General features: G+C 66.5%; 18 protein-coding genes. 5 read left to right on the top strand and 13 right to left on the bottom strand.

Annotated elements, in window-relative coordinates; all coding sequences use genetic code 11:
* From GPA22_RS03570 to GPA22_RS03525, 10 genes are all read right to left on the bottom strand, one after another.
* The gene (locus GPA22_RS03570) at positions 1-2,793 is read right to left on the bottom strand and encodes an AAA family ATPase (protein ID WP_169254728.1); all 2,793 of its coding nucleotides are present in this window, start codon (positions 2,791-2,793) and stop codon (positions 1-3) included.
* Positions 2,793-3,500, bottom strand: a complete 708-nt coding sequence (locus tag GPA22_RS03565) for a hypothetical protein (RefSeq protein WP_169254727.1) — start codon at positions 3,498-3,500, stop codon at positions 2,793-2,795. Before GPA22_RS03565 ends, GPA22_RS03570 begins: the two co-directional genes overlap by 1 nt.
* Positions 3,500-4,807, bottom strand: a complete 1,308-nt coding sequence (locus GPA22_RS03560) for a hypothetical protein (RefSeq protein ID WP_169254726.1) — start codon at positions 4,805-4,807, stop codon at positions 3,500-3,502. The genes GPA22_RS03565 and GPA22_RS03560 overlap by 1 nt, the downstream gene beginning before the upstream one ends.
* A gap of 22 nt (positions 4,808-4,829) precedes the next feature.
* A protein-coding gene (gene prfB, locus GPA22_RS03555; protein ID WP_169254725.1) for a peptide chain release factor 2 occupies positions 4,830-5,934 on the bottom strand; the annotation gives its coding sequence in 2 pieces (ribosomal slippage) (positions 4,830-5,852 and positions 5,854-5,934; 1,104 coding nt in all).
* 145 nt (positions 5,935-6,079) lie between these two features.
* Positions 6,080-6,757, bottom strand: coding sequence for an OmpW/AlkL family protein (locus GPA22_RS03550; protein ID WP_169254724.1), 678 nt, complete (start codon positions 6,755-6,757; stop codon positions 6,080-6,082).
* 174 nt (positions 6,758-6,931) lie between these two features.
* On the bottom strand, positions 6,932-8,623 hold the full coding sequence (recJ, locus tag GPA22_RS03545; RefSeq protein ID WP_169254723.1) for a single-stranded-DNA-specific exonuclease RecJ: 1,692 nt from the start codon (positions 8,621-8,623) through the stop codon (positions 6,932-6,934).
* Between the two features lie 22 nt (positions 8,624-8,645).
* Positions 8,646-9,716: a hypothetical protein gene (locus tag GPA22_RS03540; RefSeq protein WP_169254722.1), complete on the bottom strand. Its 1,071-nt coding sequence runs from the start codon at positions 9,714-9,716 to the stop codon at positions 8,646-8,648.
* A 172-nt stretch (positions 9,717-9,888) separates the two neighbouring features.
* On the bottom strand, positions 9,889-10,152 hold the full coding sequence (locus GPA22_RS03535; protein ID WP_169254721.1) for a high-potential iron-sulfur protein: 264 nt from the start codon (positions 10,150-10,152) through the stop codon (positions 9,889-9,891).
* A 217-nt stretch (positions 10,153-10,369) separates the two neighbouring features.
* Positions 10,370-10,837 carry a universal stress protein gene (locus tag GPA22_RS03530; RefSeq protein ID WP_169254720.1) on the bottom strand — a complete coding sequence of 156 codons (468 nt, stop codon included), beginning with the start codon at positions 10,835-10,837 and terminating at the stop codon, positions 10,370-10,372.
* Between the two features lie 86 nt (positions 10,838-10,923).
* Positions 10,924-12,597, bottom strand: coding sequence for a lactate permease LctP family transporter (locus tag GPA22_RS03525; protein WP_169254719.1), 1,674 nt, complete (start codon positions 12,595-12,597; stop codon positions 10,924-10,926).
* 247 nt (positions 12,598-12,844) lie between these two features.
* Here GPA22_RS03525 and GPA22_RS03520 point away from each other — a divergent pair, with 247 nt between their 5' ends.
* Together GPA22_RS03520 and lolD are read left to right on the top strand one after the other, a co-directional pair.
* Positions 12,845-14,098, top strand: a complete 1,254-nt coding sequence (locus GPA22_RS03520) for a lipoprotein-releasing ABC transporter permease subunit (protein ID WP_169254718.1) — start codon at positions 12,845-12,847, stop codon at positions 14,096-14,098.
* Positions 14,091-14,777, top strand: coding sequence for a lipoprotein-releasing ABC transporter ATP-binding protein LolD (lolD, locus tag GPA22_RS03515; protein ID WP_169254717.1), 687 nt, complete (start codon positions 14,091-14,093; stop codon positions 14,775-14,777). Before GPA22_RS03520 ends, lolD begins: the two co-directional genes overlap by 8 nt.
* Positions 14,778-14,789: 12 nt before the next feature.
* Here the strand turns inward: lolD and GPA22_RS03510 are convergent, their stop codons facing one another.
* A complete protein-coding gene (locus GPA22_RS03510; RefSeq protein WP_169254716.1) occupies positions 14,790-15,338 on the bottom strand; it encodes a DUF2062 domain-containing protein in 549 nt (182 codons plus the stop codon).
* Between the two features lie 106 nt (positions 15,339-15,444).
* On the opposite strand from GPA22_RS03510, the gene GPA22_RS03505 reads away from it, so the two are divergent.
* The 3 genes from GPA22_RS03505 to GPA22_RS03495 are packed head-to-tail and all read left to right on the top strand — an operon-like array spanning position 15,445 to position 19,517.
* Positions 15,445-17,814 (top strand): DNA internalization-related competence protein ComEC/Rec2, encoded by a 2,370-nt coding sequence (locus GPA22_RS03505; RefSeq protein WP_246264035.1) that lies wholly within the window; start codon positions 15,445-15,447, stop codon positions 17,812-17,814.
* Between the two features lie 52 nt (positions 17,815-17,866).
* The gene (locus GPA22_RS03500; RefSeq protein WP_169254715.1) at positions 17,867-18,805 is read left to right on the top strand and encodes an alpha/beta fold hydrolase; all 939 of its coding nucleotides are present in this window, start codon (positions 17,867-17,869) and stop codon (positions 18,803-18,805) included.
* Between the two features lie 28 nt (positions 18,806-18,833).
* Positions 18,834-19,517, top strand: coding sequence for a DUF599 domain-containing protein (locus tag GPA22_RS03495; protein ID WP_169254714.1), 684 nt, complete (start codon positions 18,834-18,836; stop codon positions 19,515-19,517).
* A gap of 25 nt (positions 19,518-19,542) precedes the next feature.
* Here GPA22_RS03495 and msrB read toward each other — a convergent pair whose 3' ends face one another.
* Entirely contained in the window at positions 19,543-19,959 is a 417-nt protein-coding gene (msrB, locus tag GPA22_RS03490; protein ID WP_169254713.1) for a peptide-methionine (R)-S-oxide reductase MsrB, read from the bottom strand.
* Positions 19,960-19,994: 35 nt separating this feature from the next.
* Positions 19,995-21,164, bottom strand: a complete 1,170-nt coding sequence (locus GPA22_RS03485; RefSeq protein WP_169254712.1) for a DUF2863 family protein — start codon at positions 21,162-21,164, stop codon at positions 19,995-19,997.
* Positions 21,165-21,171 lie beyond the last annotated feature (7 nt).

Here is a 21,171-nt window from a genome sequence, read left to right as displayed (position 1 = left end):
TCAGCTGGTCGCGCGTGCCAGAACGCCGATGGTCGGGGCCCACTCCTCGCCCGGCTTCTTCTTGCGCGTGACCAGGGTCAGCTGGGCTGGCGCGAAGACGTTCGCGTTGTGGGTGACCGGCGTCGTGATCAGGTACTGCGCGCGAGTGGCGCGCAGGAAGGTGCCGACGCGGTCGATGTTGGCCACATCGAGGTGGGCGAAGGGCTCGTCGATGAAGACGAATCCGCCGGGCCGGGCGTCGTCCATCAGCAAGGCGATCAGCAGGATCAGCGACTTCATCACCTGCTGGCCGCCCGAGGCTTCGCCGTCGTTGAGGCCGACTGCGCCCTTGCGGTCGAAGTCGAAACGCACTTCGAGGCCCGCATGGGAGAGCGAGAGGTCATCGTCGCCCAGCGCGGGGGTGGGGCAGTCCACACCCACACCGGCGAGTTCTCCGAGCGCCTTGAGGTTCTTGCCGTACTGGCGCACCGTCGCGCGCAGCTTGGCGACGTAGGCGGCGCGCGCCTCCTCGGTGAGCCGGCGCGCCGTCGCGCAGTAGCCCTGGCGGTCGAGATAGTCGCGCTCGCGCTGCGTGACGTCGGCCTTGAGACGGTCGGAGAGCGTCATGACCGCCGGGTCCTTGACCCAATCGCCTTCGTCGAGTCGCGCACGCAGACGGTCGCGCTCGCGCCGGGCTGCCGCCGCGTTCTCGTAGCGCTCGGCCAGCAGCGCGATTTCCGCCGGGTTGCGCCAATGGGCGGGCATGCCGCGGCGCAGGGATCGCACGCGCTGGATGCGCAGTGCCTGCGCATGGCGGCGCGGGGCCGCGCCGGTGTCGAGTTCGGTAATGCGGGCGTCGATGGCACGCAGTTCGCGATTGCGGCGATCGATCTCGATGTCGATTCCCGAAAGTTTGCCGGCGATCTGATCGAGCGCGCCCTTGGCCTCGGCACGTTCGCCGATTGCGGTGGTTAGCGTGGCACGTGCGGCGGGCAGCGCGGCGTCGGCTTCGGCGTAGGCCTCGGCCTTCGCGGCGAGAAGCTGGGCAGACTGCAGTCCGAGCAGACGCTGACGCAGGACGGTGAGCTGTTCGGTGGCGGCGGCGAGCTTCGGACGCAGTGCCTGAAGCTGTCTGTCGAGATCGAGGATATCGCCCTCGAGCTGTTCCATGCGCGCCTGGCGGGCGAGTTCGCCGAAGTGGAAATCGTTCGGGCGCCCCAGATGGCGCGCGCCCCGGCGTTCGCGGTGATAAGCGTCCCGGGTGATCCATTCGATCTCCCGCGGCAGTTCGCGCGCGGCTTCCACGCTATCGACGCGGCGGATGCGGTTGAGCAGATCGGCAAGCCAGCGCGGCACGGCTGCGGAAAAGCGCACCACCTCGGCAAGACTTCGCGCGGCCGGAGGGGGCGCTTCCTCGCGCTCGGGAACGACAAAATGGCGAAATCGCTCGCGCTCACCCAAGGCCCAGGCCGCGTGACGATCGGATTCGCGTTCGAGCAGGATCACATGCCGATAGGGGCGCAGCACGGCTTCGAGCGCCGCCTGCCACGACACGTCGGTCACTTCGATGATCTCGGCCAGGCCGCGGTGGCGAATGCCCTCGGCGTCGAGCAGGGCGCGGAAGCGCGCGACCTCGGGGTCGGACGGCGGGCCGGATCGGTTTTTTGCGTTGCGCAGCGAAGTGGTCTTGTCCTCGAATTCAGCCACCAACGCACGTTCCCTGACCTTCAGCTCGCGCAGTTCCGCTTCGGCCGTTTCGTGCCGAGCCTCCAGCGCGACGGCATCGGCGCCGTGTTCGGCAGCAAGCTGGGCGCGCAGGGTATCGCGCTCGGCGAGGAGCTTCTCCAGGTCGCGCACCGCGTCATGCGCGGCGAGATGCGAGGTTTCGGCGGCTTCCAGCTGGGTACGCAGCCGGACGCGATCGGTATCGGCGGCCGTCTTCTCCGCCTTCACTTCGTCCAGCCGCAGGCGGGCAGCGCGGCGTTCAGACTGCTTCGCACCGTATTCGAGGCGCTGACGGGCGAGTTCGGCGCGCTCAGACGCGAGCTCGGCGGCAAGCTCGGCTGCCTCGAGGCGCGGCACGATCTCGGCCTCGAGCGCGTGCGTTTCGTCTGCGAGCTGCTTCCACTGGAGGTAGTTGTCCGCCTCCAGGCGCCGGGTCTCGGCCTGGGCGCGCAGGCGGTCGAGATCGAGCCCGAGGTCGCCGAGTTCGCGTTCGGCGCTTTTCTGTTCCTCGCGCGCGGCCTCGTAATTGTCGAGCACCTCCTTGTCGCCGAACACGTCGAACACGAGCTCGAGCAGCGCGCGCGGCGAGTATTCGCACAGCTTGTCAGTGTCGCCCTGCTCCAGCGCGAGAACCTTCGCAATCGCAGGGGTGAGTCCGCCCCAGGCGAGCCGGTTCTGATAGTCGCGCAGGCCGACCCAGTCCTCCGACTGTTCCAGCACCTCAATCGGCTGGTCACCGTCGATGATGATGTAGTCGCGCGTCCATTCGCCGCCGGCACGGCGGATGCGGCAGGCCAGCGTGACTTCGTCATGCAGGCAGGGGAAGAAGGGGCGGCGGCCGGTCGAGCCCGGCTGGTTGGCGACGACGGCACGGATCCACGCGAAACTGCGCTCGGCGCGGCGCACGTAGCGGCGGAAGTCGCGCTTGCCCGAGCAGCGCAGCGCGAAAAGGGTGCGCAACGCGTCGAGCAGCGTGGTCTTGCCCGAGCCGTTGGGGCCCACGATGGTGATGATCTGCGCATCGAGCGGCAATGAAAAACGGCGCCAGTAGTCCCAGTGGACCAGTTCGAGCTGCTTGATGTGAAACATCAGGCGTCTTCCTCCTCGTCGCCTGCGTCGGACAGGACTTCGGCTTCCTCGAAGGCGTTTGTCTCGGGCACCGCATGGCCGGCACGGGTCAGCACATCGGCAAGCGTCCCGTGGATGATGCGGTCGGCGACGACGCGGTAATCGAGCGCGACATCGAGCAGCGGGCCTTCATGGAGCATGCCGTTGCGCCGTTCGATGAAGCCCAGGCGTGCCAGCTTGCCGAGCATGAAGTTCTTCACCTTGGTCCTGCCGCCCAGCAATGGCCCGAAATCGGCAATCAGCGATGCCTCCGCAAGCGCCCCCGAAACGGCTTCGCCATGCGCGACCGGTTTGTCCGCGCCGAACATGTCGCCCTGGCCATCGTCGGCCAGTTCGCGCCGCGTCACCTGGCGTTCGCGCTTGGGCAGGATGATGATGGCCCAGATCACCACCAGGAGCGCGATCTCGTCGCGCGTGAGGCCCGCATTGCTCGCCGCGTATTCGCGTCGCGCGCCGAAAACGGGCTCGAGCATGTCGGGAAGGAGCGCCACCGCGACGTGATCGGCGTAGGGGTTGTCCTGGAATTGCAGGCCGACCGCGGCCAGGCGGTGTTCCAGTTCGACGCGAAAGGTTTCGTCGACCAGCGCGCGGCGCACCAGACGGTCGCTGCGCGGCAGCCAGCGATGGGCCAGCAGGCGCGAGGTGAGGGTCTTGAGTTCGTGTTCCATCAGGCGTCCATGAGGGGGCGCTCGTTCGCCGGTGCGGGCCGGGCGGCTTGCGTACCGCGCGGGACGACGCGGCCGTCCGAGATCGCCGCGATCTCGTCTTCGCCAACCGGTACCAGCGTATCGCCGAACAGCACGTCCACCGGCAGGCGCATGAATTCGCCTACGGGGCCGTCGGCCGGGCCGGCGGATTCACCGTCGGCAAGGAGTGCGAGGAGAGACAAACGGTAGGAGGCGGGCGCGAAGCCGCCGCCGCCGACCACCGACTCCAGCGGTACGGCTTCCGGCAGGACATCGAGCCGCCGGGTGAAATGCTCGAGCAGCGCGAGATCGTCGTGCTCGGGCGCTGCATTGACGGCGGCAGCGTCCGGCGGCGGAAGCACGGTGTCCGATTCGCGCGCACGCACTTCGTCGGAAAGCACGCTCTCCGCCCGGTCGAGAAGCTCGTGGCCACCGGCCAGGAACGGCACCTCCGGTATCACGAACAGCGCGCCTTCCGCCAGGGCGGCGAAGCGCCCGGCATCGAGCCCGCGCAGCCAGGCCGCGACGTCGGAGGACGAGATCCCCGACGCGCCCAGCGTGACGCGCTGGGCCTCGATCTTGTTCAGCGCGCGCTGAAAGCCCGCATCCACGCGCGCAAGTTTCGATTGGGCGAGGCCGATGCGTTGGGCAATGCGGGCGATGTCGAAGTCGACCTCCGGATCGGCCAGCAGGCTCTTCAGGATCTCGGTGCCGCGCGCGAGCCAGCGCTCGTTCGCGGAAAGCCGCCGGCGCGCGCCGAGGATCCGGAACTCGGAGCCGGAGGCGATGGCCTCTTCGAAATGCCAGGTGAGGTCGTTGAGTTTCGACAGCAGGTGTCCGAGCGCTTCCGGCGTAACGCCGCCGACCGCCTGCAGGCCGGCAAGCTGCGCGGTGAGGAACCCCAGTTCGGCGTCCTCCTCGGCCGAGAAGCGCAGCAGCATCGCGATCGCGGCGACGGCGTTGCGGCCGAGGTCCGACAGGTGATACTGGCCGTCGTCCGCATAGGCGAGGAGGGCATTGTCGCGCAGGCGCTTGAGCACCGTTTCCAGCTTCACCGGATCCAGGTACGTGAAACGCGCGCGCAGCGCGTCCGGCGACCAGCGCGGCGCCTCCGATTCCTGGCCGATCTCGCGCAGCACCAGCAGGCGCAGCAGCACTTCGGCCTCGGAGCCGCGGAACAGCGTGATGAAGGCGTCGATCAGCGGACGTGCCGCGGCGAGCGCGCCCAGTTCGGGCACGTCGTCCGCGGCGACACCGGGCGCGAGGAAATCGGCGAGATCGGGCGTCATTCGGGTCGTGCGGGAATGACGCTTACACGCCCTGTTTGAGGCTCGCCGCGATGAAGTCGTCGAGGTCGCCGTCGAGCACGGCCTGCGTGTTGCCGACTTCGTGGTTGGTGCGCAGGTCCTTGATGCGCGACTGATCCAGCACATACGAGCGGATCTGGTGACCCCAGCCGATGTCGCTCTTCGAATCCTCGAGCTTCTGCTGCTCGGCCTGGCGCTTGCGCAGTTCCAGTTCGTACAGGCGGGCCTTCAGCATCGACATGGCCTCGGCCTTGTTCTTGTGCTGCGACCGGTCGTTCTGGCACTGCACGACGACGCCGGTCGGCTCGTGCGTGATGCGCACCGCGGAGTCCGTCTTGTTGATGTGCTGGCCGCCCGCGCCCGACGCACGGTAGGTGTCGATGCGCAGATCGGCGGGGTTGATGTCGATCTCGATCGAATCGTCCACTTCCGGATACACGAACACCGACGAGAAACTGGTGTGGCGCCGCGCGTTGGAGTCGAACGGACTCTTGCGCACGAGGCGGTGGATGCCGGACTCGGTGCGCAGGAAGCCATAGGCGTAGTCGCCGCTGACCTTGATCGTCGCGCCCTTGATGCCGGCCACTTCGCCTTCGGACTCTTCCATCACCTCGACGTTGAAGCCCTTGCGCTCGCAGTAGCGCAGGTACATGCGCTCGAGCATGCCCGCCCAGTCCTGGGCCTCGGTGCCGCCGGCGCCGGCCTGGATTTCGATGAAGCAGGCGTTCGGGTCCATCGGATTGGAGAACATCCGGCGAAATTCGAGCGTGTGGACCTTGGCCTCCAGCGGCGCGAGATCGTCCTCGACCGCAGTGAGGGTGTCTTCGTCATCCTCGGCCTGGGCGAGTTCGAACAGATCCTTCAGGTCGATGGACATCTGCTCGATCTCGCGCAGATTGACAACGATGTCTTCGAGCTGGCGCTTTTCCTTGCCAAGCTCCTGCGCCTTTTCGGCATTGTTCCAGACCGCCGGATCTTCCAGCGCGCGGGTTACTTCTTCGAGCTTCGACGCTTTCTCGTCGTAGTCAAAGATACCTCCGAAGTTCGCGACCGCGGGCCTGCAGGTCGTCGAGTTTCAGGGCGATGGCGTTGAGGCGTTCGGCTTCCATGGCAGGCTCCGGGCAAATCTGGGAAACCGGCAAGTATACCCGGTTCGGGTCCCATCGCGCGCGCGCTGACGAGACCATTCCTTGACGCCGAAAGCAGAACGGCGACCCGCAGGTCGCCGTTCCGTGTGCCGGTTTCGTGTCCTGATCAGAACTTGTAACCGATGCCGATCATGTAGACCCACGGATCGACTTCGACATTGACCTTGACCTTGCCGAGCGCAGCATGGCGCGCAGTCGCCTCGCTGTCGATGTCGATCCGCCAGACGGCCGCATTCAGCACGATCCGGTCCGTCAGCATGTAGTCGACACCGGCCTGCACCGCGAGGCCGAAGGAGTGTTTCCGATTCAGGTCGGAGAAGCCATTCGCCTTGCGTGCGTCGGTCAGGCGCTCATTGAAGAAGGTCGTGTAGTTGATGCCGGCACCGACATACGGCTGCCATTTCGAGCTCGCATCCATCGGGAAGTACTGTAGCGTCACCGTCGGCGGCAGCTGTTCGATCGTGGCGAGTTTGCCGTTGAGGCCGGCCGGCAGCCCGCCGACGCTGACGGTGTGCTTGAACGGGGTGGCAGCGAGAAGTTCCACACCGACGTGATCCGCCAGCATGTAGCCGAACGTCAGGCCGAGTTGCGTATCGTCGCTCACGTCCACCTTGGATCCCGGGATCTTGCCGGTTGCAGTCGACGACACGCGCGATTCGCCGATTTCCGGAGCGACCCTGGCCGCACCCGCGCGGACGATGAAGTCGCCTGCCTTGTAGGCGTGCGCGGCGGGACTGGCGACCCCCAGCGCGAGCATGGAGGCGATGACGAGCGATTTTTTCATAGCATACTCCCTTTGCATGACGCGATTGAATGTGGGTGATATTACCCATTTTTTGTAAGTGGGTATGTGCATCGCACAATTAAATCGCGCATGTTTGACGAGGATCAAAAAAACAGGCCCCGGGCGACATCATGAATGTCGACCGGGGCCCGATTGCGTTGCCGGACGCGGGTTTCAGACTGCTTCGAAGTGCTCCAGCATGAGCTGAAGGCTCGTGACGCCGTTGTATTCGTTTGGCGAAAGGCGGAAAGCTGCCCGGATTTGCGGTGGCGCACCATCCACGCAATTGAAGCGTATGCCGTCGAAGCGGACGTTGTTCTTCGACAGCTGGAGCTTCAGATGCTTGTCCTTGAGGAGGCGCTGATTATCCACCCGGAATACATCGTCGAACAGTGGCGCCGCGAAGCCCTGGCCCCAGATGTCCTGCTCGATCAGGCGTGCCGCCTCCAGACTCATGTATCCGGCTTCGAGCGGGCCGTCGGTTTCGAGGGTGCGGGTCAGGTCTGTCGGATCGACAAGCGACTGCACGACTTCCTCGAAGACGGACTGGAAGCGATCGTAGTCGCCCTCGAGGATCGTCAGCCCCGCCGCCATGGCATGGCCCCCGAAGCGCAGGATCAGGTCGGGATGCTGCTTGCTGACGAGGTCGAGCGCGTCACGAAGATGCAGGTTCGGGATGGAGCGACCCGAACCTTTCAGCTGTCCTTCGTCCCCCCGCGCAAACGCGATCACCGGACGGTGCAGCTTTTCCTTGATCCGCCCGGCCACGATCCCGATCACGCCCTGGTGCCAGTCGGGCTCGAAGAGGCTGACCGTTGCCGTATTGCCCGGCTCGAAACCGGCCAAGCGGGCGAGGGCGCCTTCCTGCATGTCCTGCTCGATGCTGCGCCGTTCGCGATTCAGCCGGTCGAGCTCCTGCGCGATGTTCAGCGCCCGCCCCATGTCGTCGGTGATGAGGCACTCGATACCGAGACTCATGTCCGACAGGCGCCCGGCGGCATTGAGCCGCGGACCGAGTCCGAACCCCATGTCGAAAGTGCTCGCCCGGGCGGCCTCGCGGGCGGCAACCGAAAACAGCGCGCGGACACCCGGTTGCATGCGGTCCGCCCGCATCCGCGCGAGACCCTGCGAAACGAGGATGCGGTTGTTGTGATCGAGCTTCACGACATCGGCCACCGTGCCGAGCGCGACGAGATCGAGCAGTTCACCCAGGTTCGGCTCGTGCCGGCCGGCAAAGGCGCCGCGATCACGCAACTCGGCCCGCAGCGCGAGCATCGTGTAGAACATCACGCCGACGCCGGCCAGGGATTTGCTCGGGAAATCGCAACCGGGCTGATTCGGATTCACGATCACATCGGCCTCCGGCAGCGTATCGCCGGGCAGGTGGTGGTCGGTGATCACGGTTGCCATGCCGTAGCTGCGGGCCGCCGCAACCCCTTCGACGCTCGCGATGCCGTTGTCGACGGTGATCAGGACGTCCGGCTCCATGCGTGCGGCGAGCTCGACGATGGCAGGGGTCAGCCCGTAACCGTATTCGAAACGATTCGGCACCAGGTAGCCTACATCCGCGCCGAACGCCCGCAGGGCGCGCACGCCGACCGCACAGGCGGTTGCACCATCGCAGTCGTAGTCGGCGACGATCACCATGCGCGCGCCGGCGTCGATGGCATCCGCAAGCAGCTCGGCAGCTTCGCGCGCCCCCTTCAGCGCTGCGGGCGGGATGAGGGCCTTGAGCGAATAATCGAGCTCGTCGCGACGGGCAATCCCGCGCGCGGCGTAGATGCGGGCGAGAAGAGGGTGTGTGCCGGCGTCGATCAGGCGCTGCACGGCTCGGGGCGGAACTGCCCGCGGCTGGATTCGGGTCATCGGGGCCTGCTTGGGAGGAGGGCTAGCGTTGGCCGACGCCGTCGGCCGCGGCAGAGGTTGTTGGGGCGAAGGACTTCAACAGAACGTCGAGGGAGAACGGCTTGCGCCAGAATTTCCAGGCGTCGGTAGCGCGCACGGTCAGTTCGAGGGTCCCGCGGTCGCCCGCTGCGGTAATGCGGAGCTCGTTCAATCGCTTGCTTCGCAGCGCCGCCGCAAGCGGGGCGAACCAGGCGCGTTCGAGCTGCTGGAGGCGGTCTCTCCAGCTGTCGATGTCGAGATGCCGCGCGGGCAGAAGCAGATCCTCGAGTACAACGAGGGTGTCCTGCCCCAGTGCCTTGCCGCAATCCGGCGTGTCCGGCGTGCAGCCCGCGGCGATGGCAAAGCCGCGCATCAGCGGATCATCCGTCTGGATCGCGCCGTGCGGGTGGGGAATGCTCGACGGAAGCGTGCCGCCCCCCCAGAACCAGAGGCTGTTAACCGGCCGGTGTCCTGCCGCTTCGCGCGCCTGGTTCGCCGGATGGTTGTGCAGCACGATCTGCAGCTCGTTCAGCGTGCGCTGCCACAGGCGCGCGTCCTCCCCCTCGGGCAGGAAATCGCGCACGGGCCGGCCGACGACGTCGTGCAGCGGAAAGAAGCGCGCGCGGGTTGGGGCGGCCACGCGCAAATACCATCGGTTCGGCGCAGCGGCTTCGAACGTGCCGAGATCGCCGAACGTATCGTTCAGCGCCGAAATCAATGCCGCAACCTCGTCCGGCGCGGGTTCGTTCCCGGGGAATTCGTTCAGCAGCAGGTGCTCGCGCGCGAACGACAGATTGACGGGGTCGGCACAGAGCCACTCGGCGCCCGGCTCCGGGGCGGGCAAACCTGGTTCGCCGAGCCTGCGCAGGGTGGCGAGCGGGAGAGGTCCGGCACACGCGTCGTCCGTGTAGCCCATGAGGCGCGCGAGCTGGGTATCGAGCGGCTCGAAAGGCGCGAGATGGCGCCTTCCCTGGCCGAGCAGCCAGGCGAGCGAGGTCAGTTCGAGTCCGGAAGCGGGGCCGAGAGCCGAGATGCCCGGCCAGATGAGGCCGGGAACGACGAGATGAATCTGCATGGGGGGCCGGGTCAAAATCCGGCAGCGAGTCTAGCACATCGGGACTGCCCGGCCGGGTGGCGCCCCGGGCCGGGGAGGATGCGGCAGCTTCCCGACTTCCGCGGCGGACGGGGCGCCGGGAGGCGGAGGTCACGTGACGGATCAGGCTGTCGCACCCTCGCGCGGCGTGGGCTCAGCCCTTCTTTGCCCAGGCCATGCAATAACCGTTCGGCGAGATCTCGGTGTCGTTCGGGAATACCTTGCAGCCGCCGGGATCGGTCGCCGAAGCGCCCGGAACGAAGAGATTGCAGTTGGCGCACTTCTTGTCGCCTTCGGGCGCGTCCTTGTACTTCATCGAGCTGCGGATACCATCGTTTTTCCCTGCCAACGCGACGATCGGGATCATGGCGAGCGACATACCACCCAGTTTCAGCATGCTGCGGCGAGACGGATTCATCGGACTCTCCTGTGTTTGCGCTCAATATTTGAGCGATCGATATTATTGTATTGTCATGTTTAAATGACAACAGGATTGTATCGAAAGCACCACCCCGCCTTTCATCCGTGATCGTCTCGGGCCAAGAACGACTCGGGCGCCCGGCGGCCATCGACGATGGCCACGGGGCGCCCGAGTGCTCGGAGTCCGGACGCCTGCGCGCGTCCGGAAATACTTGCTACTGCCCGCGGACGAGGATCAGCGAGGTCGTTGCGAGGCGAACGAGATCCTCCGCCACGTTGCCGACGAAGAGGCGCGCGAACCCGCGGCGCCCGTGCGTGCCGGCGACGATGACATCGGCCTGCCACGCGGTCGCGCCCTCGACGATCCACTCGGCGACGCGCTTGTGCGCGAGCTCGATCTTGTCGTCGCCTTCGAGCAGCGCCGTTTCGGCCTGCACGCCGGCATCGGCGGCCTTCTTGGCTGCCGCATCGAGCAGCGCGGTGCCCGCCTTGCGCATCGCCTCTTCGACCTGCGCAACGTCCAGCAATGCCTCGAGCCCGACCGTGCTGCGGATCGGCGCTTCGTCGGCGACGTGTACGATGCGCAGGGCACCGCCCATGGCCTTGGCGAGCGTGATCGCTTCGTCAAGCGCAGCGTTGGAGGTCGCGCTGTCATCGACGGCGACCAGGATTCTCTTGTACATGTGATGCTCCGATTGATACGGGATGTAGGCTTTACGCGCGGAGGCCGGCGCGCCTGCAAAGGCACGCGCCGGCCTGTTCCATCGCGTTACGGCACCAGCAGGGTGAAGGGCGGCACGTATGCCTGCAGCGTCACCAGCAGACCGACGAGAACGGCCAGCGCGATCGAGTGGAAGAACACGTAGCGCAGGATGTCGCCCTCGTGGCCGAACCAGCGCGTAGCGGTACTCGCGACCACGATCGACTGGGCGTCGATCATCTTGCCCATCACGCCACCAGAGCTGTTCGCCGACGCCATTAGAATCGGGTTCAGGCCCAGTTGTTCCGCCGTGACCTTCTGCAGTCCGCCGAACAGCACGTTCGCCGCGGTATCGGAACCGGTGAGCGCCACGCCGAGCCAGCCGAGGAGGGTGCCGAACAGCGGGTAGAGCGCGCCGGTGTTCGCGAAGGCGAGGCCGAGCGTCGCATCGAGGCCGGAGTAGCGGGTGAGGTAGCCGAGGCCGAGCATGATCACGATCGTCAGCAGCGACATCTTGACCAGCTTGATGGTGCGCCAATAGACACCGAACAGCTGCCCCAGGCTGAACTTCATCATCAGGCCCGAAACGATCGCGGCGATGAAGATGCCGCTACCGGTCGCCGACAACCAGTTGAAGGTGTAGACCGCGGCTTCCTTGTGCGGGGCGGCCACGACCGGCGGAACCTTCTCGATCAGGTTGTGCAGGCCCGTGAAGGGGATCTTGAAGACCGAGAGCGTGTCGAGCCACTTCTTGAAGTCCGGGATGCCCCAGATGAACACGAAGACGGTAAGGACGATCCAGGGCACCCAGGCGGCGATCACCGCGCGGCGATCGGGGCGCACGTTCGATGCGGGCGCGGCGGCCTCCTGAGCGACCTGGCTCGCCGAGTCGTCCTTGCGGCCCTGCAGCGCGGTCGAGGTCCAGACTTCCTTCGGTTTCCAGACCTTCAGGAACAGGATCAGCGTGACCATCGAAATGATCGCCGCGACGACGTCCACCAGCCAGGGGCCATGGAAGTTCGACACGAGGTACTGCGGGATCGCGAAGGACACGCCGGTCACGAGGATCGCGGGCCAGATCTGGATCATGCCGCGGAAACCGGCGAAGGCCCAGATCAGCCAGAACGGCACCAGCAACGAGAAGAAAGGCAGCTGGCGGCCGATCATCGCCGACAGTTGGCCGAGGTCGAGGCCGGTCACCGCGGCCAGCGCGATCACCGGCGTACCCAGCGCACCATAGGCGACCGGCGCAGTGTTCGCGATCAGCGCGAGGCCCGAGGCGGCGAGCGGCGAGAAGCCGAGGCCGATCAGGATTGCGCCGGTCACCGCGACCGGGGTACCGAAGCCGGCAGCACCTTCGAAGAACGCGCCGAAGCTGAATGCGATCAGCAGCAACTGCAGGCGGCGGTCATCGGTGATGCCGGTGAGACTTTGCTGGAGCACCTTGAACGAACCGTTCTCGGTGGTGAGCTGGTGCAGGAAGATGATGTTGAGAACGATCCAGCCGATGGGAAGCAGGCCGAACATCGCGCCGTACAAAGTCGCATTTCCGGCCATTGCCGCCGGCATGCCGAACACGAAGATCGCGATGAGGAGCGCGCTGCCGAGCCCGAGCGCCGCAGCGACGTGGGCCTTCATGTGCAGGAACCCGAGTCCGACGAGCATCACGACGACGGGAATCGCCGCGACTGCGCTCGACAGCCAGATGTTGTTGAACGGATCGTAAAGCTGTTGCCAGACCACGGTGGTGTGCCCCCTTAATTGTTTGTCGAACCGTGCACGGAATTTCCGGCGCGCTGCGTACGATACGAAGATGTTGTCAGACAAGCTACGGGGGTATTCCCTGTCCGGGAAAACCCGTACCGAATATGCTCACGCGCATCGGGTGCAAGCGAATGCGGGATGGGTGACGCGCGAACTCCCCAAGCGGCTGCACAAGGGGCACAATGCCGGGTTTTCCGGTTTTGCCGGCAACTTCCGCCCAAGGCAAATGCGATACGAAATACTGGTTGGACTGCGCTATACCCGCTCGCGAAAGCGCGCGCAGGGGCGCAATCGCTTCATCTCCTTCATCTCCCTCGTCTCGATGCTGGGGACCGGCCTGGGCGTCGCGGCCCTGATCGTCGTGCTGTCGGTGATGAACGGGTTTCAGGAGGAACTGCGCACCCGCATCCTCGGCGTCGCGTCGCACATCCAGATTTCCGGCCCCGGCGGCGAGCTCGAGTCGTGGCAACAGGTGGCGGACCAGGCGAGCCAGCATCCGAATGTCCGCGCGGCAGCCCCCTATATTCAGGAGCAGGGCATGCTTTCGTTCGACCAGGCGGTGCGCGGCACGCTCGTGCGCGGCGTGCTCCCGGGCTCGGAAGACAAGGTTGCGGACTTTGCACGCCACATGCGGGCGGGCAGTCTCGACGCGCTGCAGCCGGGGCGGTTCGGCATCGTGCTCGGCCGCGATCTGGCTTTCGCGCTGCGCGCGCAGGTGGGCGACAAGGTGACGCTGATTGCGCCGCAGGGCCTCGTGACGCCCGCTGCGGTGCTGCCGCGGGTCAAGCAGTTCGAGGTGGTCGGCATCTTCGAGGCGGGCATGTATGAATACGACTCGGGCCTGGCGCTCGTGCATATGCAGGACGCGCAGGTGCTCTATCGCATGGACGACCGCGTGAGCGGGGTGCGGCTCAAGCTCGACGACCTCTTCGCGGCGCCCCGTGTGGCACGCGAACTCACCGGGCGCCTCGATGCGGACCTGGTCGTCAGCGACTGGACGCGCAGCCATGCGAACTTCTTCCGCGCCGTCGCGCTGGAGAAGACGATGATGACGATCATCCTCTTCCTCATCGTCGCGGTGGCCGCCTTCAACATCGTCTCGACGCTCGTGATGGCGGTGCAGGAGAAGTACGCCGACATCGCGATCCTGCGCACGCTCGGCGCCAGCCCGCGCTCGATCATGACCATCTTCGTGCTGCAGGGGGCGATCATCGGCCTCGTCGGACTCGCCGGCGGCGTGGTCGGCGGCCTGCTGCTGGCGAACAACCTCGACGTGGTGATCCCCGCGCTCGAGGCCGTGACCGGCGCGACGCTGTGGAACAAGGAAATCTATTACATCAGCGAGTTGCCGTCGAAGGTGCTCGCCGCCGACGTCGTGACCATCGTGTCGGTGTCCTTCGTGCTGACACTGGTCGCGACCCTTTATCCGAGCTGGCGGGCAAGCCGCGTGAACCCCGCCGAGGCGCTGCGTTATGAGTGAGCCGATGAACGAGACGGTACTGGCCTGCCGCGGCCTGTCGAAGACCTTCCGCGAAGGCGCCGACGCGGTGCGCGTGCTGCACGACGTCACGCTGGAGGTGAAGCGCGGAGAGCGGCTGTCCATCGTGGGCGCGTCAGGGTCCGGGAAAAGCACGCTGCTGCATCTTCTCGGCGGTCTCGATATTCCCGGCTCCGGCACGGTCGAGCTCAACGGGCGCGCGTTTTCGGGCATGTCGGATGCCGAGCGGGGGCGGGTGCGCAACGAGACGCTCGGCTTCGTCTACCAGTTCCACCACCTGCTGCCGGAGTTCTCAGCGCTCGAGAACGTTGCCATGCCGCTCTTCATCCGGCGGCTGGATCGCGCCGAGGCCGAGGCGCGCGCGGAGGCGATGCTCAAGGAAGTGGGCCTCGGCCACCGGCTCGATCATGCGCCGGGCGAGTTGTCGGGCGGAGAGCGCCAGCGCGCCGCGATTGCGCGGGCCCTGGTGACCGAGCCCGCCTGCGTGCTGGCGGACGAGCCGACCGGCAATCTCGACCGCAAGACCGCGGAGATCGTGTTCGACCTGATGCTCAGTCTCAATGAACGTCATGCGACGAGTTTCATCATCGTCACGCACGACGAGGGTCTCGCGCGGCGCACGCAACGCACCCTCCGCCTCGAGGACGGCCGGCTGGTCTGAGCCGGCTGGCGCTCAGGAGCCGGCGCTGCGCCGCGCACGGCGGCCGTGCCAGGTTCGGACGAGCCAGACGCGCCAGGCCGCCTTCACCCCGACATAGCCGACCAGCGAGAAGAACGCCGCGAGCAGGACCAGCCCGAGCGCGAGCGGCTTGCCGAGTCCCAGCATCCAGTCGACCATGGAGCCCATCCATTCGGAAAGCCCCAAGTCGCCCAGTTCCGGCGGCTTGATGAACCCGTTGGGCCCCAGGCCCAACGCGCGGCTGCCGACTTCATAGGCGAGGACGTAGAGCGGCACGATGGTGAGCGGGTTCGAGTACAGCGTCGTCACTACCGCCAGCGGCAGATTCACGCGGAACAGCACGCATCCGGCCGCCGCGGCAAGCGCCTGAAAGGGCCCGGGAATCAGCCCGCAGAACAAGCCCACCGCGATCGCACCGGCCACCGAGTGGCGGTTCAGGTGCCACAGGCGCGGATGCAGCAAAGTGTCGGCGAAGGGCCGCAGCCAGCGGTTGTTGTGCACCGATTCGTGATTCGGCAGGAAACGCTTGATCGTCTTGCGCATGCAGTTTGCGGGGCTCGGATTCCGGTCTCATGCGCCTGCCACGGCGGCGCATTCATTATCAGGCAATGCAAGGGCGGGGCGGCGGCACTTGCCCGCACAGCGTGCCATGTGCATGATCCTGTCTATGCAAATGGCAATTATTTCGTTCGCCGCCGGTATCTGGATCGCCCAGTATCAGCCTCGATTACTCTCCGGCACGGCGCTGATCCTGATTACGACCGGTTTGACCATCGGCGGTGCCGCAGCGTTGCAATGGTACAAGTCGGGCGTGCTGCGCGAAAACCTGTTTCGTGCCCTTGTGTTGCTGGTGGCGTTCGGGGTCGGGTTTGCATGGTCGGGATGGCGTGCGGCGTGGCGGATCGCGGACGAGCTTCCGCCGGCGTGGGAGGGGCGTGACGTCGAAGTCACCGGCCTCGTTGCGGAGTTGCCCGAACCCTCCGAGCAGGGCGTCCGATTCGTGTTTCAGGTGGAGAAGGCGGCAGGCCCCGTGCCGCAACGCATCCTGTTGTCGTGGTATGCCAAGGAGCGTGGCGCGGAATCGGCGACGGCGCCCGTCGTACGCCCGGGCGAGCGCTGGCGCTTCACCGTGCGACTCAAGAGACCGCACGGGCTGGTGAATCCGAACGGCTACGATTACGAAGCCGCCTTGCTGGAGCGCGGAGTGCGCGCAACCGGGAACGTCCGCAGCGGGCCGCCGCCCGCGCTGCTGGACCGCTTCGTTTCCCAGCCCATGATTCTCGTCCATCGCCTTCGCGACGCGATCCGTGACCGCTTCTCGGCCGCCCTGCCGGGCAAAGAGTACGCAGGGGTCCTGATCGCACTGGCGGTAGGCGATCAGCGTGCGATTCCCGACGAGCAGTGGACGGTGTTCCGCAACACCGGGATCAGCCATCTCATCAGCATCTCCGGCCTGCATGTCTCGATGGTCGGGATCCTCGTGGCCTGGCTGGTCGGCAAGGCGTGGCGGCGGTCGTCCCGGCGCATGCTGCGTCTTCCCGCGATGAAGGCCGCTGCCGCAGCCGGGCTGGTCGCGGCGGCCGCCTATGCGATCCTGGCGGGCATGGGAATCCCGACGCAGCGCTCGCTGATCATGCTCGCCGTGGTCGCGCTTGCACTGCTCGGCGGGCGTCAGCCGTCGGGGAGCCAGGTCCTTTGCCTTGCGCTGTTGTGCGTGCTGGCGTTCGATCCATGGGCGGTCCTGGCGGCCGGTTTCTGGCTGTCCTTCGGCGCGGTCGCGATCCTGATGTTCCTGCTCGGCGGGCGGGTGGCTGCCGCCAAAGGCTGGCGCGCCGCGGTGGCGAGCCAGCTCGGCATCACGCTCGCGACCATTCCGGCGCTGATCGTGTTGTTCAACGGCTTCTCGCTGGTATCGCCGTTGGCCAATGCGCTGGCGATTCCGCTCGTGAGCTTCGTGATCACGCCGCTGACGCTGCTCGCCATCGTCCTGCCCCTGACCGGACTGCTCGATCTGGCGCACGGGCTTTTCGGCCTCCTCATGGTGTTCCTGGAGTGGCTTGCAGCCTTGCCCTTCGCGATGTGGTCGCAGGCGGCCCCACCGGCGATACTCGCCGGCGCCGCAATCGCGGGCGTCGTGTGGCTGATGTTGCCGCGAGGCACGCCGGCCCGCTCCGCAGGGGTACTGATGGTCCTGCCGATGCTCGCGTGGGTGCCCGAACGTCCGGCTCCGGGGACGTTCCGGATGACGGTGCTCGACGTCGGGCAGGGCACCGCCGTCCACGTGCAGACTGCCCGGCATGAACTGGTCTACGACACCGGCCCGGCCTACCGGCAGGGCGGCGACGCGGGGGCACGGGTCGTCGTCCCCTACCTGCAGGCGGCAGGCATCGGTCACATCGACCGGCTGGTCGTCTCGCACAACGACCTCGACCATTCGGGGGGCATGTCGTCCGTGCTCGGGGGCACCAACGTGGGCGACATCGCCGCCAATTTCGTACCGGAAGGCGAGGCGGACGGGAAGGGCAAGCCGCCCGTGCGACCTTGCACGGCCGGCGAGGCGTGGGTGTGGGACGGCGTCGAGTTCCGTGTCCTGCATCCGCGCGCCGAGGTGCTGGGCAAGATCTCGGACAACGACGCCTCCTGCGTACTGCGCATCGCGGCGCCGGGCGGCTCGGTGCTGCTCGCGGGCGACATCGAGCGCGCCACGGAACAGCAACTGGTCGGCAGCGAAGGCCCAGCGCTCGCCAGCACCGTGGTCGTTGTTCCCCACCACGGCAGCAAATCGTCGTCGAGCGATGCCTTCGTCGCGGCCGTTTCGCCGCGTGCAGCCATTCACTCGGCGGGGTATCTCAACCAGTTCCATCACCCGCATCCGTCCGTCCTGCAGCGCTGGACCGACGGCGGCGCGACGAACTGGCGCACGGACGGGCAGGGTGCGGTCCTGGTGGAAGTTGGCGCGCGCGATGTCGCGATCGCGGGCCAGCGCGAGCTTGCGCCGCGCTACTGGTACGGGCACTAGCCCGTCGTCCTGTTACACTTCGCCAATCCGCTGCCTGCCAGACCTACATGCCATGAGCCTGCTCGACTCCCTGCGTCGTCTGTTGCCACCGGAACCGTATTCTTCCCCGACTGCCGACGTCGCAATCGAGCGCCCGTGGCATGGTGTCCGCGAGAAGTCCGTGCAATGCATCGGCCCGCACGGCTTCCACCGCATGGCCTACACCGAATGGGGCAATCCGGCGAGCCGGAAAGTGCTCGTGTGCGCCCACGGGCTGACGCGCAACGGGCGCGATTTCGACTTTCTCGCGCAGGCGCTCGCCGACGACTACCGGGTCGTTTGCCCGGACGTGGTCGGGCGCGGCCGCAGCGACTGGCTGGGCGTGAAGTCGGATTACGGGTTTCCCGTGTACGTCGCCGACATGGTCACGCTGCTGGCACGCCTCGATGCCGAGACGGTACATTGGGTCGGCACCTCCATGGGCGGGATCATCGGCATGCTGATCGCAAGCAAGCCCCACACGCCCATTTCGCGGCTCGTGCTCAACGACGTCGGCCCGGTGATCACGGCGGTTTCGCTGAAGCGCATCGGGGAGTATGTCGGCAATGCGCCGAAATTTTCCAGCATGGCGGAAGCCGAAGCCTGGATCCGGGTGGTCAGTGCTCCTTTCGGGCCGCTCACCGACGAGCAGTGGCTGCACCTGACCCGCTATTCGGTCCGCCCCGTGGAAGGGGGCTTCGCGATGGTGTATGACCCGGGGCTCGGGGACGTGTTCCGGGAAGCGCCGGTGGCCGTCGATGTCGATCTGTGGGATATCTTCAAGGCGATCCGGTGCCCCACGATGGTCATTCGGGGCGCCGAGTCCGACCTGCTCGCGCCGGAGATCTTCCGCCAGATGGGCGAAACCGGCCCGCGCGCGCGGCTCGAGGAGATTCCGGGCGTCGGTCACGCCCCCGTGCTGATGGACCGTGCGCAGATCGGACTGGTGCGCGACTTCCTGGCCGGACGATGAGTTCGCCGGCACCGGGGAAAGGGATCCGATGAGCGGCATATCGACACTCGACTGGGTGGCGCTGGGCTGGTTTCTCGCCGCATGGGCCGGCTACGGCTGGTTCTCGGAAAACAGCCGATGGTCGCGGCGCGGATTGATGGTCGTGAGCCACCGCTATCGGCTCGACTGGGCGCGCGAGATGCTCGCACGCGAGATCCGCGTCAGCGACGCGGCCCTGGTCGGAAACCTGATGCAGAGCGTGTCGTTCTACGCGAACACGACGATCTACATCATCGCCGGCCTGCTCGCCGTGTTCGGCGCGCTGGACCAGGCGATACGTTTTGCCGCGGACCTGCCCTTTGCGCGCGTGACCTCGCGCGAACTGGCCGAGATGAAGCTGCTCCTGCTGCTCGCGGTCTTCGTGGTCGCGTACTTCAAGTTCACGTGGTCGCTACGCCAGTTCAACATGCTCTCGATCCTGATGGGAGCGAGCCCGACCGGACCATCGAGCGACGTCAGCGAACGCATGGTGCAGCGGGTCGCGCTGGTGAACTCGCTGGCCGGCGACGAGTTCAATCGCGGCATCCGCGCGTACTACTTCGGCCTCGCCGCAGTCACCTGGTTCATCCAGCCATGGCTGTTCCTGGCGTTGACGACGATCGTCGTGGTGGTGCTCTACCGGCGCGACTTCGCCTCGTCGGCGCTCGGCGCGCTCGACGACCACGCGCCCTGAGGCGGTCGCGACCGATCAGGCGGCGTCAGCCGGCCTCGTCGGCCGGGCGCCGCGGGTCGAAGTGGATCGACGCGGAGTTGATGCAGTAGCGCAGCCCCGTTGGCGCGGGACCGTCTTCGAAGACATGCCCCAGATGCGCCCCGCACTGATGGCACAGCACCTCGGTGCGATGCATGTAGTGGCTGTGGTCCGCGGCCTCCTCCACGTTTTCGGGCGTGGCTGCAGTCCAGAAGCTCGGCCAGCCGCAGCCGGCGTCGAACTTGTGTTCCGAGTCGAACAGCGGCGCGCCGCAGCACACGCAGCGGTATTCGCCGTTCTCCCAGAAGTTCCAGTACTCGCCGGTAAAGGCACGCTCGGTGCCTTTCTGGCGGGCGACCTGGTATTGCGTGGGCGTCAGTTGCGCGTGCCACTCGGCTTCGGTCTTTTCGATCTTGCGACTCATGATTTTGCCCTCCGTCCGGGCCGCGCGCGCCACTGTCAGTGGAGATGGCGAGGAGCCTGTTCTCCGTGCTCGTCGGGCATTTCGGCATGCACGATCTCGCCCTCGGGGGACGGGTAGAGCGGGGCGCCGCAGTCGTCGCAGTATTCGAGCGGAAAACGGTGCTCGAGGTTCACGATTTCCGTCACACCGCAGTCGCGCAGCACGGCTTCGATCTCGGCGTTCGCGTCCGTCGTCTCGTCCTCGGCACCCAGCAGCGGCCACACGACGCCGTGCACCACCTCTTCCTTGCCTTTCAGCGTCAGTCCGACGCGGTACTCTTCGAGCTCGCGTTCATAGAACGGCGCGATGACCGCCCGCACGTTCGCGGCCGGCGTATCGAGTTCCGCACCGAGAAAAGCGACCGAGGCACGGATCGCATACGGCCGGCTGTCCTTGTCGGCTTGGCGGCTCGCGGCGAAATAGGCTTCCGGCAGCACCACTTCCATTGCACAACCCGGCAGAAGGGGCGCGAGACACGCGCCGCCCTGCATGCGCCATTGCGCGACGCACTGCTCGCGCGTGCGCTCGGCTTCCTGCCATGCGAACAGCGCCTCGCCCTTCGGAACGGCGACCGCGGCGAGCATGTAACGGGTGTCGGACAGGAACTGGGCGGTTTCCGGCATGCCCTCCGTTTCGATGTGCAGATCCTTCCCTGCAACCGCGGCACGCCCCAGTGCGACGGCGAAGGCGGCGGTCGCGCAGTAGCCCTGCGGCAACTGGTCGGGGCTGAAGAGGAAATCGGAGAGGGCGAGTTTTACCTTGTCCGCGAGCACATGGGCCTGCAGATGCACGCGCAGGTTGGCCAGCACCGCAGACGGAATCGTGTTCGACGGGATGCGGTAACGCGACCAGGCGAGCACCGGGGCCGCAATCAGCAGGACGTCGTGATCGGGCGACACGCCCGGGGCGCTTTCCGCGCGCGATTCGATGTAGTCGGCCAGCTCATCATAGGCACGCGCATCCGCGGCGTAGAGATGGTCGAGCGCGGAATTCAGCGTGTCCTCGCCACCTTCCTCGAGGATGCGATCGAGGTTGTCGCACAGGAGGCGGTCCCAGTAGCGGTCCTCCGCGCGGCTGCCGGATTCGGCCAGGCCCGTTGCGAGCCAGATCAGGTTTTCGGCGTCGCGGCCCAAACCACCACGGCGTTTTTGACGGGGTCTCTTCATGAAATTT

This window comes from Aromatoleum toluvorans, from assembly GCF_012910905.1.
GTDB classification, from domain to species: domain Bacteria; phylum Pseudomonadota; class Gammaproteobacteria; order Burkholderiales; family Rhodocyclaceae; genus Aromatoleum; species Aromatoleum toluvorans.
Note: the sequence above shows the minus strand (reverse complement) of the source record. Positions and strands in the feature narration are given on the sequence as shown.

Coding starts and splice junctions, on each gene's coding strand:
- GPA22_RS03540 (WP_169254722.1), bottom strand. CDS start 9,716: ATGCAGATTCATCTCGTCGTTCCCGGCCTCATCTGGCCGGGCATCTCG.
- GPA22_RS03550 (WP_169254724.1), bottom strand. CDS start 6,757: ATGAAAAAATCGCTCGTCATCGCCTCCATGCTCGCGCTGGGGGTCGCC.
- GPA22_RS03505 (WP_246264035.1), top strand. CDS start 15,445: ATGTGCATGATCCTGTCTATGCAAATGGCAATTATTTCGTTCGCCGCC.
- GPA22_RS03535 (WP_169254721.1), bottom strand. CDS start 10,152: ATGAATCCGTCTCGCCGCAGCATGCTGAAACTGGGTGGTATGTCGCTC.
- GPA22_RS03485 (WP_169254712.1), bottom strand. CDS start 21,164: ATGAAGAGACCCCGTCAAAAACGCCGTGGTGGTTTGGGCCGCGACGCC.
- GPA22_RS03500 (WP_169254715.1), top strand. CDS start 17,867: ATGAGCCTGCTCGACTCCCTGCGTCGTCTGTTGCCACCGGAACCGTAT.
- GPA22_RS03530 (WP_169254720.1), bottom strand. CDS start 10,837: ATGTACAAGAGAATCCTGGTCGCCGTCGATGACAGCGCGACCTCCAAC.
- GPA22_RS03560 (WP_169254726.1), bottom strand. CDS start 4,807: ATGACGCCCGATCTCGCCGATTTCCTCGCGCCCGGTGTCGCCGCGGAC.
- GPA22_RS03570 (WP_169254728.1), bottom strand. CDS start 2,793: ATGTTTCACATCAAGCAGCTCGAACTGGTCCACTGGGACTACTGGCGC.
- GPA22_RS03565 (WP_169254727.1), bottom strand. CDS start 3,500: ATGGAACACGAACTCAAGACCCTCACCTCGCGCCTGCTGGCCCATCGC.
- msrB (WP_169254713.1), bottom strand. CDS start 19,959: ATGAGTCGCAAGATCGAAAAGACCGAAGCCGAGTGGCACGCGCAACTG.
- GPA22_RS03495 (WP_169254714.1), top strand. CDS start 18,834: ATGAGCGGCATATCGACACTCGACTGGGTGGCGCTGGGCTGGTTTCTC.
- GPA22_RS03510 (WP_169254716.1), bottom strand. CDS start 15,338: ATGCGCAAGACGATCAAGCGTTTCCTGCCGAATCACGAATCGGTGCAC.
- lolD (WP_169254717.1), top strand. CDS start 14,091: ATGAGTGAGCCGATGAACGAGACGGTACTGGCCTGCCGCGGCCTGTCG.
- recJ (WP_169254723.1), bottom strand. CDS start 8,623: ATGACCCGAATCCAGCCGCGGGCAGTTCCGCCCCGAGCCGTGCAGCGC.
- GPA22_RS03520 (WP_169254718.1), top strand. CDS start 12,845: ATGCGATACGAAATACTGGTTGGACTGCGCTATACCCGCTCGCGAAAG.